The organism is Chelativorans sp. J32 (genome assembly GCF_000518985.1).
GTDB lineage: Bacteria > Pseudomonadota > Alphaproteobacteria > Rhizobiales > Rhizobiaceae > Chelativorans.
Genome location: NZ_JAEQ01000020.1, coordinates 18606 through 34457, shown reverse-complemented (window position 1 = coordinate 34457; position 15852 = coordinate 18606). Strand labels below are relative to the sequence as shown.

14 protein-coding genes are annotated in these 15852 nt (G+C 61.5%); 6 read left to right on the top strand and 8 right to left on the bottom strand.

Annotated elements, in window-relative coordinates; genetic code table 11:
* Positions 1-6 precede the first annotated feature (6 nt).
* From CHEJ32_RS0120120 to CHEJ32_RS0120110, 3 genes are read right to left on the bottom strand one after another with little or no spacing between them, the layout of a single operon-like run.
* Positions 7-1050 (bottom strand): alcohol dehydrogenase catalytic domain-containing protein, encoded by a 1044-nt coding sequence (locus CHEJ32_RS0120120; RefSeq protein ID WP_028035396.1) that lies wholly within the window; start codon positions 1048-1050, stop codon positions 7-9.
* The gene (locus CHEJ32_RS26880; protein ID WP_198023892.1) at positions 1047-1478 is read right to left on the bottom strand and encodes a Zn-ribbon domain-containing OB-fold protein; all 432 of its coding nucleotides are present in this window, start codon (positions 1476-1478) and stop codon (positions 1047-1049) included. The genes CHEJ32_RS0120120 and CHEJ32_RS26880 overlap by 4 nt, the downstream gene beginning before the upstream one ends.
* Positions 1475-2608, bottom strand: coding sequence for a thiolase family protein (locus tag CHEJ32_RS0120110; RefSeq protein WP_028035395.1), 1134 nt, complete (start codon positions 2606-2608; stop codon positions 1475-1477). Before CHEJ32_RS0120110 ends, CHEJ32_RS26880 begins: the two co-directional genes overlap by 4 nt.
* Positions 2609-2878: 270 nt before the next feature.
* On the opposite strand from CHEJ32_RS0120110, the gene CHEJ32_RS0120105 reads away from it, so the two are divergent.
* Positions 2879-3718: a MaoC family dehydratase N-terminal domain-containing protein gene (locus CHEJ32_RS0120105; RefSeq protein ID WP_051469799.1), complete on the top strand. Its 840-nt coding sequence runs from the start codon at positions 2879-2881 to the stop codon at positions 3716-3718.
* On the opposite strand, the gene CHEJ32_RS0120100 is transcribed toward CHEJ32_RS0120105, so the two are convergent.
* Genes CHEJ32_RS0120100 through CHEJ32_RS0120080 form a run of 5 tightly spaced genes read right to left on the bottom strand, consistent with a single transcriptional unit; the run spans position 3715 to position 9188 of the window.
* Positions 3715-4902 (bottom strand): CaiB/BaiF CoA-transferase family protein, encoded by a 1188-nt coding sequence (locus CHEJ32_RS0120100; protein WP_028035393.1) that lies wholly within the window; start codon positions 4900-4902, stop codon positions 3715-3717. The two genes, CHEJ32_RS0120105 and CHEJ32_RS0120100, sit on opposite strands and share 4 nt — an antisense overlap.
* Complete coding sequence (locus CHEJ32_RS25470; protein WP_051469798.1) at positions 4899-6275, bottom strand: MmgE/PrpD family protein; 1377 nt, start codon at positions 6273-6275, stop codon at positions 4899-4901. Before CHEJ32_RS25470 ends, CHEJ32_RS0120100 begins: the two co-directional genes overlap by 4 nt.
* Positions 6251-7543: a TRAP transporter large permease gene (locus tag CHEJ32_RS0120090; RefSeq protein ID WP_084032880.1), complete on the bottom strand. Its 1293-nt coding sequence runs from the start codon at positions 7541-7543 to the stop codon at positions 6251-6253. The genes CHEJ32_RS25470 and CHEJ32_RS0120090 overlap by 25 nt, the downstream gene beginning before the upstream one ends.
* On the bottom strand, positions 7540-8055 hold the full coding sequence (locus CHEJ32_RS0120085; protein ID WP_028035391.1) for a TRAP transporter small permease: 516 nt from the start codon (positions 8053-8055) through the stop codon (positions 7540-7542). Before CHEJ32_RS0120085 ends, CHEJ32_RS0120090 begins: the two co-directional genes overlap by 4 nt.
* 50 nt (positions 8056-8105) lie before the next feature.
* The gene (locus CHEJ32_RS0120080) at positions 8106-9188 is read right to left on the bottom strand and encodes a TRAP transporter substrate-binding protein (protein WP_084032879.1); all 1083 of its coding nucleotides are present in this window, start codon (positions 9186-9188) and stop codon (positions 8106-8108) included.
* 242 nt (positions 9189-9430) lie between these two features.
* On the opposite strand from CHEJ32_RS0120080, the gene CHEJ32_RS0120075 reads away from it, so the two are divergent.
* From CHEJ32_RS0120075 to CHEJ32_RS0120055, 5 genes are read left to right on the top strand one after another with little or no spacing between them, the layout of a single operon-like run.
* Entirely contained in the window at positions 9431-10663 is a 1233-nt protein-coding gene (locus CHEJ32_RS0120075; protein ID WP_028035389.1) for a CoA transferase, read from the top strand.
* 18 nt (positions 10664-10681) lie between these two features.
* On the top strand, positions 10682-12349 hold the full coding sequence (locus tag CHEJ32_RS0120070; protein ID WP_051469797.1) for an acyl-CoA dehydrogenase family protein: 1668 nt from the start codon (positions 10682-10684) through the stop codon (positions 12347-12349).
* 1 nt (position 12350) lies between these two features.
* A complete protein-coding gene (locus tag CHEJ32_RS0120065) occupies positions 12351-13502 on the top strand; it encodes a CaiB/BaiF CoA-transferase family protein (protein ID WP_028035387.1) in 1152 nt (383 codons plus the stop codon).
* The gene (locus CHEJ32_RS0120060; RefSeq protein ID WP_028035386.1) at positions 13499-14974 is read left to right on the top strand and encodes an aldehyde dehydrogenase; all 1476 of its coding nucleotides are present in this window, start codon (positions 13499-13501) and stop codon (positions 14972-14974) included. The genes CHEJ32_RS0120065 and CHEJ32_RS0120060 overlap by 4 nt, the downstream gene beginning before the upstream one ends.
* The gene (locus CHEJ32_RS0120055; RefSeq protein WP_028035385.1) at positions 14974-15783 is read left to right on the top strand and encodes a CoA ester lyase; all 810 of its coding nucleotides are present in this window, start codon (positions 14974-14976) and stop codon (positions 15781-15783) included. Before CHEJ32_RS0120060 ends, CHEJ32_RS0120055 begins: the two co-directional genes overlap by 1 nt.
* Positions 15784-15852: the final 69 nt, after the last annotated feature.

Genomic DNA, 15852 nt, shown 5'->3' with positions numbered 1-15852 from the left:
TCCTCCTCACGCTCCCGGTTGCAGGACGATGCGCCCTGTCACCGCGCCTGCCTCGACAAGCTCGTGAGCGCGGCGCGCCTCCGACAGCGGCAGCCGCTGATCGACGATCGGCTTGATGCCGCCGCGCGATACCAATTCAAGGCACTGCTCGAGCTGCCTGCGCGTTGTCGACGTTGCGGAGAGCATCGAGATGTTCTTGAGAAAGAGCTGCGCCGGGTTGAACGGCACAAAGTCACCGGTAAGCTGCCCAACAAGGATCCAGCGGCCGCGCACGGCCAAGGACCGGCGGATCGGCTGAAACAGCAGACTGCCGACATTGTCGACCACGGCATCCACACCTTGACCGCCGGTCAGCTTACGCACTTCGCCGGAGAAATCCGCGCCGCGTTCGTGCACGACGACCTCGTCGGCACCCAACTCCCGCAGCCGATCCACCTTTTTCGGCGAGGTTGTCTGCGCGATGACGCGTGCGCCCTGAAGCTTGGCGAATTGGATTGCATGCATGCCGAGCCCGCCGCCCGAGCCCGTGACCAGGACCGTTTCGCCGGCGGATATGCGTCCGACCTCCCGCATCGCGTTCACGATGGTGCCGATGGTGCAGGCGACGATGGCTGCCTCATGCAGCGGAACATTGGCGGGCACGTGAGCGACATTGTCGTCCTCCACCGCGACGAACTCGGCGTAGCCGCCAACCATTTCATAGTCGCCGAGGAATCTGCGGTCCTCACAAAGCGGCTCGTAACCGGTCCGGCAATGCTGACACGAGCCGCATATATGGTAACGCTGGGTCGTCGCGACGCGCTCGCCCGGCCGGAATTTTGTCACTCGGCTGCCGACCTCCACCACGGTGCCGGCGATCTCGTGACCCAGGATGAGCGGCATCTTGACGCCTGCCTTCAGCGTTCCGTTGCGCGTGACGATGTCATGGAAGCAGACACCGCAGCTGTCCACCTTGATGACCACATCCTGCGGGCCTGCGACCGGGTCGGGTACGATCTGCGGCTTGAGTACGTCGACGCCTCCGGGCGTCTCGACCACGATCGCCTTCATGGCTTTGCCTCCGCCGTGCGGAACTTGAGCAATGTCAATGCATCGTCGACATCCTCGAAGACCGCCCTCACCCGCATGCCGATTTGGATTTCGGCGTTGTCGGCTCCCCCGGCCAAATTGGAAAAGAAACGAACACCGCTATCGAGCCTCACCTGAATGACCGCATATGGGGTCTCGGCAGCAAAACCCGGGAAATAGGCCTTGTGGAAGATACAGAAGCTTTCCACCTCGCCCTCCCCCCCAACCGCATCCCAATGGGAATGCGGGCCGTGGCAATGCGGGCAATAGCGGCTCGCCGGGAAGCGGTGGCGCCCGCAGTGATCACAGCGCTGCACACGGATCTGGCGATCCTTCAGCCCGGCCCAGAAAGGCTGCTCCGGGCCGTCAAGCCGTGGGCGCGGCTTGTCTGATGGTAACACTGCGCTCATGATGCGTCCCTCGAATATACGATTGAAGAGCATACAGGCGCGGCGGCGCAGTAGTGGACATTGGCAGCCTCGCTGACCTGCCGTTCGCCACATTCTCCGCGAAGCTGCCGCACCGCTTCGACATTGAGCGCCCAGCCCTGCATATAGCTTTCGGATAGATGCCCGCCGGACGTGTTGGTCGGGAATTTCGCCCCGAGCGCCAGATGACCTTCCGCCACGAACGGGCCACTCTCGCCCTCACCGCAATAGCCGCAGCCTTCAAGGGAGAACAGCACGGTCGGGGTAAAGTTGTCATAGATCATGAGCGCCGACATGTCGGCGTGGGAAAGGCCAGCATCGCCGAAGCTGCGGTCCGTCACCTTCTTCATCGCGCCTCGCCAAAAATCCTCCGGCGGAAACATCGAGTCGGCGAAGACCGTCTGAAGTGCTGCTCCGCGGAGATATACCGGCGGCTTTGGAAAATCCCTCGCACGCTCCGCCGCGGTGATAATGATGGCGACGCCGCCGTCATTGATCAGGCAGTAGTCGAGCAAGCGCAGCGGATCGCAGATCATGCGCGCATCGAGATAGGTGTCGAGATTGAATGGCTCACGCATCACTGCCTGCGGATTCAAAGCGGCGTGATTGCGAAAGGTCATGGAAACCTGGGCGATCTGCTCGGGCGTCGTGCCATAGAGACCCATGTGGCGACGCATCATCAATGCATGGAAGGCACCCGGCGACGTCATCCCATACGGGAACCACAGGCCATTTGCGCCGGAACCATAACTGTCCTCAGGTCCTCCATAAGAAGCCCCGGCTGAGCGGCCATTGTTGCCATAGACGAGAGCTACGGTCTTGCAGCGACCGCTTGCAACAAGGCTGATCGCCGTATCGATGCAGATCGCCGCGAACCTCCCATGCCCCGGCGTGATCGTTACATATTGCGGATCGATACCGGCGATCTCGCAAAAGCGCTGGTAGTCCGGTATGCGGTTTATGATGACGCCATCGATGTCTTCGAATTTCAGGCCAGCGTCGCCTAGTGCCTCGGTCAACGCCCACATTCCCAGATCGTATGCATCGTAGTCCGGGAGCCGGCCATAGGCCGTGGTCCCAACGCCGACAACGGCCGCCTGCGCTTTTGCCATTCTCGTCTGCCCTCACCATTTAGCCGCGCGTTCCACAGCGGTCAGGCGAGATTGCGCAATTTCACTCGAGCAGGATAGCCCCTCTGGGTGGCTGCAAGGGGGCCGACTTGAGAGATATCGGCCAGCTAACGCCTTGAACCAGAAACACCTTTTCACTGCAGCTGTCGGTTTAGGCACGTGGTGAATAGCTGTTATTCGAGCAACTCGGCTCTCTCGGTCTCGACCGGGGAGTTCCTCTGCCGGATAGTGCGCCAAATTTGGAGCGCACCAATGTCGAACTATGCAGAGTGGCTGGGCAGAAGCGAGACGGTCAGGGATACCGCTTCGCGCCTTGTCGCAAGCCGAATGGCGGGTCTGCTGGACAGGGCCGCACCGGCGGATGGTGACCCTTGGCCGCCGGCATGGACATGGGCCCTGTTTTGGCCGGCCATGCCTCATAGCGAGGCGGGACCCGACGGACATCCGGCACGAGGAGAGTTCCTGCCGCCTGTTCACCTGCCTCGCCGCATGTGGGCAGGCTCGACCATTGCGATCGAGAAGCCTTTGGTCGTGGGCGAAGAAGTTTGCCGCACCTCGACGATTGTCAATATCTTGGAAAAGACCGGGCGCAGCGGTGCCTTGGTCTTTGTAACCGTAGACCATGTGATCGAGGGAACCGCCGGCGGTCTGATGCGGGAGAGCCAGCGCATCGCTTATCGCGAGGCGGCAACGCCGGGCTCGCCCGGCTCTACACCGCAGGCGGGGAGCGGTCCGGGCTTCGAGCCACAATGGCAAGACCGGGTGGAGCCAGACGCCCTGCTCCTGTTTCAATACTCGGCGGTCACCTACAACACGCATAGGATTCACTACGACTATCCCTATGCCACGGAAGTCGAAGGCTATCCGGGGCTCGTGGTGCATGGGCCGCTTACAGCCACCCTGCTGATGGAGCTTTTGTCGAAGAACCTTCCTGGTCGTGCGGTTTCCTCGTTCAATATCACAGCCATGCGGCCACTCTTCGCCATTGCCCCTTTCGAGCTTGCCGGCCGCCAGGACGGCGATCGTTTCCAACTCGTGGCACTTAATGCCGCAAACGAGATTGCCATGCAGATCGAAGGAAGGCTCGCCTAAACAGTTTTTTCCTTCTTGAGGCTGTCGATCTCCTCCGCACTATAGCCCAGCGACTGCAGGATTTCGTCGGTGTGTTCTCCAAGCACCGGAGGATGGCGGGTGATTTTTCCCGGCGTCTCGGAAAACTTCACCGGAAAGCCGATCTGGGGTATCTTTCCTTCGACAGGATGATCGACGTGGAGCAGCATTTCGCGTGCCATCATCTGCGGATCGCTGAAGGCCTCCGCAAATGAGTTGACCGGCCCGGCGGGCAGATCGTTCTCCCATAGGATTTTCACCCACTCGTCCCGAGCCTTGCTCAGAAAGATCTCGGTTAGGATGGTCTTTGCCCGTTCCATCTCTTCACGCGGCGGGAATGGGTCTTCGGGCAGGTCATCGCGACGAAGCGTCTTGCGCAGCCGCTGCCAGAAATGATCCTCGATAATCCCCAGCGTCAGATATTTTCCATCCGCGCACTGATAGATGTTGTAGGGCATGGATCCACCCGCCACCCGATGAACGCCGCCCATCGGCTCCTCGCCGGCGACAAGGTAGTGCGAGGCGTGGGAATGCATGAAATGTATCGATCCGTCGGTCATCGATACATCCACGAACTGGCCTTTGCCGGTCTTCTGCCGTGCGATCAGTGCCGCCAGAATTCCGAACACCGCCATCATCGTACCGCCACCGATATCGGCGATCAGCGGCCCAGGCACCTGCGGCCCCATACCCGGCCGGGAGGTGAGCTGCAGCATACCGGTGATACCGAGATAGTTCATGTCATGGCCCGGGATATCGCGGTATGGTCCCGTTTGACCGAAGCCCGAGATCGAGCAGTAGATGATGCCGGGATTTATCTTCTTCAGTGCCTCGTAGCCGACGCCTAGCCTGTCGGCCACGCCTGGCCGGAAACCTTCGACGACGACATCGCACTCCTTGGCCAGCCGGTGGACGATTTCCTTGCCTGGACCCGACTTCAAGTCGACGGTAATGGAGCGCTTATTGCGATTGCCGACCAGAAAGAACCCGGAATCCTGCTTTCCCATGGGCGGGAAAGCCCGGGTGTAGTCGCCAATTCCCGGCTGTTCTACCTTGATGACGTCGGCTCCGAGGTCGCCCAGCATCTGTGTGGCCAAGCCACCCGGGAGGAGCCGGCTGAGCTCCAGGATCCTGATGCCGCCGAGCGCGCTGATATCGTCCTTCATGTCCGAACAAACCGCTTCGTCAGATCACCCGCTTGGCCATCGATCGGCAGTCTGTCGATCGCCGCAAGCGCCTCGCTCGCGGTCTCCTGGCCGAGCGCTCCGGTGGCAGCGGCCAGGAAGCGCTGCCGCACGCCGTCATCATCCACCGGGCTTACATCGTCGCAACGTTGGCTTATCGTTCTTCCATCCTTGAGGACAACGCTTATCTCCGCTCCCTGCATGGCGGGGAAGGCGCGTTCGAAATCCGGATCGACGATAAGCTTGGTGGCGGCAGCCAGCCGCAAAATCTCCGGGTGGTCGAGGCGAGCATAATTGGTTTCGGCTACCGCCCGGTTCACCAGTGTGGCGGCCACCGAATACTGGATGCTCATTTTCGCCTCCAGAATGCCGGCAAAGGGGCCCGACATATCGCAGCCGGGATAACGCAGCGCCGCGGTGAAGGAGCCGACGCGCACCTCTCTTATCTCGGCCGGATCAGGAACTTGTCTCGCAACGGCCAGCGCTGCCTGACACGGCGTTTGAACGTAATTGCAGGCCGGCGCCGGCTTCCAGTAAACCGCCATGATGTCGTATTCGCCGTCCGCAAGTGGTGCGATTACGTCGGCTCGCTCCCGTCGGTCGAAGGCGGCAAAGAGACCCGCGCGGCCGTCAAGCGCGGTCGGCGACGCGAACGCGCCGGCCCTTGCCAGAAGCGCTGCCGTTACCGCGTTTCGCGCCGCGAAGCCCGCATGGAAAAAAACTTCCGTACCGCCGACCCAGGGCCACTCGTTCACCCCTCCGGCACAGTTCGCCGCAAAGCCGATCGCGGCAATCGTCTGCTCCTCGTCAAGGCCAAGCAGCCGGGCGGCCGCGGCAGCGCCACCGATCGCACCCACTGTACCCGTCGGGCGCAGCCTGGCCGCGAGATCCGCATCAAAGAGAGCCCGGCCAACGCGGGCTCCGACCTCATAGCCGACGACGGCAGCCGCGAGGAAATCCTTGCCGTTGGCCCCCACAAGATCAGAGAGAGCCAAAAGAGTCGGCCAAACGACGACCCCGAGATGCGTACAGCTCGCGACGTGCATGTCCTCCCGCACAAGGCTATGACCCAGCACGCCATTGGCAAAGGCAGCCTCACCGGCTGCAACCCGCTTATGCGTACCGATCACGGTCGCGGGTCCTTGCGGCCCCGTCGACGCGTACTCGATCGCCTGTCTGCTCCAGGGCAGGTCGGCGCCTTCAAGAGCACAGGCGATGTAATCGACGAGACACCCCTGCGCTTTTCGGACCACCTCTTGAGGCATATCCGCGACATCGGCGGCGACCGCGAATTCGGCAAGCCGCTGCGCCACCGGGGCCGGCGCCGCGCTCAGTTTACGTTGCGTGGAAGCCATAGCACGATCTCCGGGAACAGATAGAGAATGAAGATTCCGAGCAGGAGCAGAAATACGAATGGCAGAGAGGCCCAGCTCACTTCGGAAAGGGTCGCGGCCGGCATCAGCCCGCGTACGGTGTAGAGATTGAGACCGACGGGCGGAGTGATGAGCCCGATCTCGAGCAGCAGGACCAGCACGATACCGAACCAGACGGGATCGTAGCCGACTGCGGTGATGATCGGGAACACGACGCCAAGGATCAGCACCATCATGGAGATCGCATCGATGAACATGCCAAGGAACAGACAAAGGATGACGACCGCCAAGAGTACGCCGGATGGCGAAAGGCCGAGATCGGCAATCAACGCCACCACGGCGCGGGTGGAACCCCAGCCGAACAAGGCAAACGCAAAGACGTGCGCTGAAAGGATGACAAAGGTCAGCATCGAAGTGAACCGGACCGTCGAAATCAGCGAGTCGCGGAAGATCGCCCAGGAGAATTGCCCGAACACTGCGGCGATTATGATCGCACCGGCCACTCCCAGGGACGCGACCTCGGTCGGTGTAGCCCAGCCGCGGTAGATGCCGAGGATGATGACCGCAATGAGCACGGCAATCGGAAAGATGTCCACCAACGAAGTGAGGCGCTCTCTTGTACTCACGGCGGCACTCGGCTCGCGCGCCTTGCTCCGCTGATCGAAGATCGATGATAGGACGACGTAGAGGAAGAAGAGCGCGGTCATCATGACGCCTGGCAGAACGCCGCCCATGAAGAGCTGTCCCACCGAGGTCTCCGTGATGGCGCCGTAGATGATCATCGGGATCGACGGCGGGATCAGGATCCCGAGCGTCCCGCCGGCCGTCAGCGTTCCAGCGACGAGGGATCGCTTGTAGCCCAGCCTCAAAAGGTCCGGGATGGCGGTGGTTGCGATCGTGGCGGCGGTTGCAACGCTTGAGCCCGACACCGCAGAGAAGACCGCGGAGGCGCCGATATTGGAATGAAGCAAGCCTCCCGGCAGCCAGCGGACCCATAGCGACATGGCACGGTAGAATTTCACGGCAACCTGGCTGCGCTGGATGATCTCGCCCATCAGCAGGAACATCGGGACGGCGACCAGCGTCACGCTGTTTGCGTTGTTCCATACCGCATAGGCCGCTCCCCGCAGGAGCATCGGGTCCTTCGCAAGGATCCAGACGAGCCCGGAAAGGCCGAGCGACACCGCGATCGGCAATCCTATAAAGAGAAAAACGATCAGAGTGGCGAAGATCGCAGTCAGCACGATCATTGGATATGCTCCTTCGCCTCGTCGGAATGCGGACGGGGCGCTTGAGGCGAGGCGAGCATGATGATCAGCCGCACAAGCATGATAACGATGCCGAGCGACATGATCGCCTGGGGAATGAAGACCGGGAGGCGCGTGACGCCTTCCGATCGGACGCCATCCAGATAGGAATCACGCGTCAGGGCGTAGAGCAGGTAAATGAGGATCGCGACGTAGATCGCCGAGAAGAGTGGCGCAACGATCTGTTCGATTACGCCTCTCAGCTTCGGCCCCATCATCAGCACGACGAAATCGGCAGTAATGTGCTCATTGAGCCTGGTCACCTCCGGCAGGGCCAAAAATACCATGATGGCCATCAGGAAGCCTGTCGCCTCCGAGGAGAAAACGACACTGCCGCCGAGTACGCGCGCTCCGATCTCGGCGAGCTGCAGCACCAGGATTGCCACACCGCACAGACATGCGAGAAAGAAAAGCGCGCGGTCGACCGAGCGCAATGCTTCGGGTTTGCGGTCCATGAGAGCCCCTTCTGAGGAGTTTCGTCCGCAACGCGGACGCCTGCGTTCGATCAGAGCCGCTCGGGAGCGCCCAGAGCCGTCAACACGTCATTGATCAAAGGCTTGCCCACATCCGGGCCCACTCGCTCGACCCAAGCTGGCCACACGGCTGTCTGAGCGATTTCACGCAGCTTGGCGTAGTCTTCCGGCGACGCGTAGGTGATGGTGAAGCCGTAATCCTTTTTCAGCTGCTCGTGCAGCTTCGTCTCGTTGTCGACCATGAAAGTTAGGATTTCGCTGGTCGCTTTGTCGATCTCCTCACCGAGGATAGTCTGCACATCGGGTGGCAGCTTGTCGTATTCGCGCTTCGAAACGAGGATGAGGCTGATCGATAGCTTGAAGTTCGTGATGTACCCGGCCTTCAGCACTTCGCCCCATTTGATTCCGGTCATGGAGGTCGAAGCGGTTACGACACCATCTAAGGCGCCGCGCTGCAGGGCGGCATAGACATCGGGCGCGGTCATGGACACCGGCGTCGCGCCGATGGCTGTTGTGAAGTCGATCCCTTCCGCCGAATATTCGCGGATCTTCAACCCGTTGAAACCCTCCGGCCCGCCGATCGGTTTATTCAGCCAATGATTTTGTGGTGGCCAGTAGAAACGAGACAGCCGGATTGCGTTGTGGCGTTCGAGGATGCTGTCCAGCTCCTTGGCCACGCTCGGGCTCTGCCAGGCCTTATCTGCGGCAGGAATGTGCTTTGCCGGGTCCAGCGCCTCGATGGGCAGGAAGGGTAGCTCGGGAGCAGAGAGAAGCGGGTAAGTGCTGGTCGAATAGCTCACCAGCCATTCGGTCATCTCACCCAGGCCGTCGCGCATCAGCTTTTCGGCTTCGGCACCCTTATAGGGCGTCTCGCCGAAATAAACGAGATCGATCTTCAGCTTGTCTCCGGAACGTTCCTGGATGGCCTTGAAATGCTTGTCGAGGATCTGTGAATACGGATGCCCCATCGGGGACACCGAATAATACCGCCATTCGAATTCGGCGCTAAGGGAGGCATGCGTGGAGGCGGCCATGCCGGCTGCCGTGATGCCTGTCAGGATCAGCCTTCGAAGAAGTCTTGCGGATACGCGCAGAGACCCAGCCATTCTCATCATTCTTTTCCTCCCTCGACAGGCATCCTCGTGCCGCTGTGATGGCGGTATCTTTCGGTGGAGGCAGGCGCTTGGGGAGTCCGCCCTGTCGCATAACAGGTTTCACCTTCTTGAGCATCGTCTTCGGCAAACCTGTGGGCGATGATCGTTGCTGGGTGCTCAAATCTGGTGCGTGGCGATGAAACTTTCCCAAGCAAAATACGATTCATGCGATCGAGGCAGCGCATTGAAGCAGGCCGCCTGACATGTATGAGCTTCTCAAAGGCTTGCGTATCGTCGAAGGGGCCGCCTTCGTGGCAGCCCCCTCCTGTGCGCTCTACTGCGCGCAGATGGGCGCCGAAGTGATCCGCTTCGACATGATCGGCGGTGGCCCGGATTACCACCGCTGGCCGCGCTCGCCCAATGGTCCGAGTTTCTACTGGGAGGGTCTGAACAAGGGCAAGAAGTCCGTCGCCATCGACCTCTCCCGACCGGAGGGTCGTGAACTGGCGGTCGCGATCGCCACCGCGCCGGGGGAAAATGCGGGCCTGTTCGTCACGAACTACCCTGTGTCCGGTTTCCTATCCCACGAGAATTTGGTGAAGCACCGCGCAGACATGATCACCCTGCGTGTCATGGGCTGGGCGGACGGCACGTCGGCCGTCGATTACACGGTCAACAGTGCCGTGGGAATTCCCTTGATGACAGGGCCGGATACGCTTGGCGATGCACCCGTAAACCACGTGCTGCCGGCGTGGGACCTCGTGACCGGCTCCTATGCCGCTTTCACTTTGCTGGCTGCAGAGCGAAACCGCCGCCTGACCGGAAAGGGCGAGGAAATCTGCGTGCCGCTCGGCGATGTCGCCGCCGCAAGCCTCGGTCATCTCGGCCAGGTAGCGGAGGTCTATGTTTCCGGCGAGGATCGCCCGCGCATGGGTAATGACATCTTCGGTGCCTTCGGCCGTGACTTCCGCACCAAGGATGGCCGCCGCGTGATGATCGTCGCGCTCACAAAACGTCACTGGAAGGATCTGGTCGACGCGTTGGGACTGCGCGAGGAGATAGCAGCCATAGAAGCCGAGCTGGGGGTCGATCTTGGCTCCGACGAGGGGCTGCGGTTCCAGCATCGCGACCGGCTGAATCCGCTTGTAACCGCCGCCGTCGGAGAGCGCTCGCTCGCTGAACTCGAGCACGCGTTCGAGAACACCGGGGTGTGCTGGGGACCATACAACACGCTGAAGGAAGCAATCGCGAAGGGTGATCCCTTCGCCGCCAACGGAAGGCTCTTCGACATGGTCGAGCATCCGAGCGGCCATCGCTATCCCACACCTGGCGCAGCCGCCACGCTGCCCCGTGCCGATCGTCTTTCCGCGGCACCCAGCAAGGGCTTGGGTGCCCATACCGACGAGGTGTTGAGCAATGTGCTCGGCCTGACTGCCGCGACGATCGGCAAGCTGCACGATGCCGGGATCATCGCTGGCCCGACCGGCAAATCGTGATTGAACGGAACGAGTATCATGAACGGAGCACTAATAAAAAAAAGGCCCGAGGAAGAAATCCTGATCGCGGCTCAGCGGGCTGCGGCAGCAGCGGAGGCTTATGTTCTGGCCGTCCGAAGCGCGATCGAGCCGCGCGTGATGAAGGACGGGCTGTTCGATGGTGATCTGGGCGACAGGCATCAACGAGCCGTTCACGGTCTTGCCTGGACGGCCACCACCGTCAAGGCGATAGCGGCTACCGCGAATTGGGCCGCGCGGCTCGCAGAGCGCGGCAGGTTCGGCCACGGGGAACGACTGGTCCTGCAGATCGGATTTGCCGAATATCTCGGCCAGCTGATCGGCGGCGTTCCCATGAGCCAGAACGAATATGTGCGTCCGTCCGAGCTCGGCGTCAGCGCGGCAGCGGAAACGTTGCGCGAAAAAACGGCGGAATTCGTGGAACGCAGCGATCTGCCGGAACTTCGCCGCGCACTGATCGAGTTTGTGCGCACCGGGGGCGAAATCGACGAGACGCTCGAGGATGATACGCTTGATCTGATCCGCGATCAGTTCCGCCGGTTCGCCAATACCCACATAGCGCCGCATGCGCACCGCTGGCATCTGGCCGACAGCCTGATCCCCCTCGATGTGGTCGACCGGCTGGCCGAGCTCGGCGTCTTCGGTATCTGTATCGATCCCGAATATGGCGGCATGGGCATGGGCAAGCTCGCCATGTGCGTTACCACCGAGGAACTGAGCCGCGGATGGATCGCGGCTGGCTCCCTTGGAACCCGTTCCGAGATCGCCGGCGAACTCGTCACGATCGGCGGGACACCCGAACAGAAGAAATACTGGCTGCCGCGCATCGCCTCCGGCGAGGTGTTGCCGACGGCCGTATTCACCGAGCCCGATACGGGCTCCGATCTCGGCAGTCTGCGCACGCGGGCGGATCGCGCGCCGGACGGCTCCTGGCGCATCAATGGCAACAAGACCTGGATTACCCATGGCGGCCGCTCCGACCTGATGACGATCCTCGCCCGCACCGACCCGGCCACAACGGGCTATAGCGGTCTCAGCCTGTTTCTTGCTCCGAAGCTGCGCGGCACCGAGTCCGATCCGTTTCCCTCCCCGGGAATGAGCGGTTCCGACATCGAAGTGCTGGGCTATCGCGGTATGCGGGAATACGAAATCGCCTTCGAGGACTTTGAAGTACCGGCCAACTGCCTGCTCGGCGGGGTCGAAGGCCAAGGCTTCAAGCACCTCATGCAAACTTTCGAAGGCGCGCGCATTCAGACTGCGGCACGCTCCATCGGAGTCGCCCGCAATGCGTATGAGCTCGGGCTTCGCTACGCCGAGGAACGTAAGCAGTTCGCCCGCAAACTTGTCGAGTTTCCGCGTGTTTCGGACAAGTTGGCGATGATGCTGGCCGAAATCGTCATGGCGCGCGAGCTGACCTATTTCGCTGCGCGGGAAAAGGACAAGGGGCGTCGCTGCGATATCGAGGCTGGTATGGCGAAGCTGCTCGCCGCCAGGGTCGCCTGGTCGAATGCCGACACCAGTCTGCAGATCCACGGCGGCATCGGATATGCGCTGGAAAGCGAAATCAGCCGCGTGCTGTGCGACGCACGTATCCTCAACATCTTTGAAGGTGCGGCCGAAATCCAGGCTCAGGTCATCGGCCGCGGGCTGCTGTCGAGGCAGAATTGACATGGGATCAGGACTCGGCAGAGAACTCGAAGGCATAACCGTCGTCTCCATCGAGCAAGCGGTAGCCGCGCCCTATTGCGGTCTTCTCCTTTGCAATGCCGGTGCCCGCGTCATCAAGATCGAGCGCGCGGAGGGCGATTTCGCCCGCTCTTACGATAACGCTGCAAATGGCGAGAGCGCCTATTTCGTCTGGCTCAATGCCGGCAAGGAATCCATCTGCCTCGACATCGACAAGCCAGAAGATGCGGATTTACTGCGCAACATGCTTGCCCGTGCGGATGTTCTCCTGCAGAATCTCGCTCCGGGCTCGTTGGAAAAGCGGGGGTTCGGCGGTGAAGAACTGCGCAAGACCAACCCCGGTTTGATCACCTGCGAGATCACCGGCTACGGGCGGACCGGTCCCTTCTCCGACATGAAGGCCTATGACCTTCTCGTGCAGGCGGAAAGCGGATTATGCTCGGTTACCGGCAACGAGGCCATGCCCTCGCGCGTCGGCTTCTCGGTCTGCGATATCGCAACAGGACTGACCGCCTTTTCGGCAATATTACGCGCGCTGCTTCTCCGCGCCCGCTCCGGCGAAGGTATCGATCTGTCGATCGCGATGTTCGACGTGATGGCGGACTGGATGAACGTCCCCCTCGCCTTCCAGCGCTATCTTGGCAAGGCGCCTGCTCGCATGGGTGTGGCGCACGCGACGCTGGCGCCCTATGGCGCTTACTTCGCTGCCGGTGGCGAACCGCTTTTGATCGCCGTCCAATCGAACCGGGAGTTCGCCACGCTCTGCGGAAAGGTTCTCGGCCAACCCGAACTGGCCAGCGATCCGCGGTTCGCCACCAACATGGCGCGCGTGGAGAACCGACCTCCTCTCGATGCCATCATCGGAGACGTGTTCGCTCGCTATTCGCGAGCCGAACTGATTGAAATTCTCAAGAAGTGGCGAATCGCCTGCTCGAACCTGAATTCGGTCGAGGATCTGTCGACGCACCCGCATCTGCGCGAGCGCTTTGTGGAACTTGCCGGCACCGAGGTGCGATTGGCAGACCTTCCGGTGCCCGGCGCCACCCGGCGCCACGTTCCGAGACTGGACGAGAACGGCCCCGCTTTGCGGGCGGAATTCGCACCCGCAGCTGCGCTTGGAGAACGAGCACCATGAAGCGTTATGGCCTTTACATTGACGGCGCCTATGTGGAGGCCGAGGGTGGCCGCACGTTTGAGACCGCAAATCCCTACGATGGCAAGGCCTGGGCGCTTATCGCGCATGCAACGGCCGGCGATGTGGACCGTGCAGTGGCGGCGGCAAAGGCTGCTCGGCGTGGCGAATGGGGAACCATGACCGCGTCGGCCCGCGGCAAACTGATGGTTCGGTTGGCGGAACTCATTGAGGAGAACGCCGCAAGCCTCGCGGAAACGGAGGTACGCGATAATGGCAAGCTCCTTGCCGAAATGTCGGCGCAGACGAGATATCTCGCCGAGTGGTACCGCTATTACGGAGGATTGGCCGATAAGATAGAAGGCACGGTCATTCCAACCGATAAGAAGTCTATCTTCAATTTCACCCGGCTTGAGCCGCTTGGCGTTGTGGCGATGATCACCCCCTGGAACTCGCCGCTGCTGCTGCTTGCGTGGAAACTTGCTCCGGCGCTTGCTGCCGGCAACACCGCCGTCATCAAGCCGTCGGAGTTTACTTCGGCTTCCACGCTCGAGTTCATGGACCTTTTCGGCAAAGCCGGTTTCCCTAAAGGCGTGGTCAATACCGTCACCGGCTTCGGAGCGGATGTCGGTGCTGCGCTTGTCGCGCATAAGGACATCGCAAAGATCGCCTTCACAGGCTCGGATCTTTCCGGACAGAAGATCTACGAGGCTGCCGCGCGCGATCTGAAGCATGTTTCGCTCGAACTCGGCGGCAAATCGCCGAACATCGTCTTCGAGGATGCCGATATCGAGGCTGCCGTCATGGGGGCGATTTCCGGCATCTTTGCCGCCTCGGGCCAGACCTGCATCGCCGGCTCCCGCCTCCTTCTTCAGCGCTCGATCCACGACCGCTTCATGAAACGGCTCGTCGAGGTTGCCGGCGCCGCCCGTATCGGCGACCCGATGTCGCCGGATACCAATGTCGGGCCTGTCACCACCCCGCCGCAATACCGGAAAGTTCTCGATTATATCGAGGTGGCCCGCAACGAGGGCGCAACCTGCGTTCTGGGAGGCAAGCCCTATACCGGACCGGGCGCCAACGGTACGCAATTTGTCGAGCCCACCATTTTCACCGATGTCCGGAACGATATGCGCATTGCCCAGGAGGAAGTATTCGGCCCGGTGTTGGCGGTGATCCCCTTCGAGGACGAGGAGGAAGCAGTCCAGATCGCCAATGATGTGGACTTTGGCCTCGCGGCCGGCGTCTGGACCTCGGACATAGGGCGCTCGATCCGCATGGCGGAGCGCCTTGAGGTCGGTACCGTTTGGGTCAACACCTATCGCGCCGTCAGTTACACCTCGCCCTTCGGCGGCTACAAGCGCAGCGGCATTGGCCGCGAAAGCGGGATCGACGCCGTACGCGAATATCTGCAGCTCAAATCGGTCTGGATCGCCACCGAGACCAGCACCTCCAACCCGTTCGTGATCCGCTGATGCGCGCCCCGATTGCTCCCCTCTTCGTGCCGGGCGACCGCCCGGAGCGCTTCACCAAAGCCGCGGCAACCGCGGCCGATGCCGTCATCATAGACCTTGAGGATGCGGTCGACCCCTCTACCAAGGAGGCTGCGCGCGCCAATCTCCTACGGCATGACATCGCTTCAAAGCCGGTATTGGCGCGCATCAACGGTGCCGGCACGTCCTGGTGGAAGGAAGATCTTGCCATGCTGGACTCGGCGGCGCTTTCCGGCGTCATCGTGCCGAAGGCGGAACGGGCCGAAGACCTTGCTGAAGCCGCCGGCTCGGCGGGTGGAAAACTGGCGATCATCGCTTTGATCGAAACGGTGGAAGGACTCGACAATATCCAAGCCATCCTGAGTGTTCCGGAGGTGATCTGCGTTGGATTCGGCTCGCTCGATTTCGGCCTCGATCTTGGCTGCCAGCCGTCGTGGGAGGCGCTTCTTTTCACGCGCTCACAGCTTGTACTGGCATCACGCCGCGCGGGGAAACAGGCGCCAATCGACGGTGTCACCCCCACGCTTGACGACCCAGACCTGATCGCTGCCGAAGCGTACCGGGCGCGCAATATGGGTTTCGGCGGCAAGCTTGCCATCCATCCCAAACAGGTCCTGCCCATCCTTACGGCGTTCAGACCCACGGAAAAGGAGATCACCTGGGCCGAACGGGTGCTCGCTGCCGCGACATCCGACAGCGCGATCAAGATCGACGGCCAGATGATCGACAAGCCCCTGGTGGAGCGAGCCCGGCGCCTCATGGAGGCTGCAGCCATACCGACCGAGGGATAGCAGCTATACGGCCCCCGGCATTGAGCGGCCTGCGCCACATCTGCGCATAATGAATCTGGCCAGACGAAC